Here is a 305-nt window from a genome sequence, read left to right as displayed (position 1 = left end):
CGGTGCGATCGGGTATCAGCACTTAAAATGACTTTGTGTTCATTGGCCATGATATTTATCCAAACAATTGGTAAATTTCTTCCACCGTTTTCTCACGCTCTTTTGGCCGTTCAACAGCGCTAAGCATGAAATCATTTACGGATTTTATATTTTGTTTATTGGAGCTGAGATAGTTTGTGACTAGCGCTCTAAGCGCCGCTAACTGAAATTCATCCACTTGTGCACCAAAAGGCTCAAGCTGAGCAAATTGCTGCCACTCTATAAATTGAGTTGATGACATATTAAAAAGCATGTCATCAACATTG

The 305-nt window shown here is 39.7% G+C and carries 1 protein-coding gene; it reads right to left on the bottom strand.

From position 1 onward, the window contains the following. Positions 1–55 precede the first annotated feature (55 nt). Positions 56–305, bottom strand: a 250-nt coding sequence (locus C2M25_RS10335; RefSeq protein ID WP_158679703.1) for a phage tail assembly protein T, incomplete at its 5' end; no start/stop codon positions are given.

The sequence above is a fragment of the Pseudoalteromonas sp. T1lg21 genome (assembly GCF_002964625.1).
In the GTDB taxonomy this organism is placed as follows: Bacteria; Pseudomonadota; Gammaproteobacteria; order Enterobacterales; family Alteromonadaceae; genus Pseudoalteromonas; species Pseudoalteromonas gelatinilytica.
The sequence above is the reverse complement of the archived record's forward strand: the minus strand, read 5'-3'. Positions and strand labels throughout refer to the sequence as shown.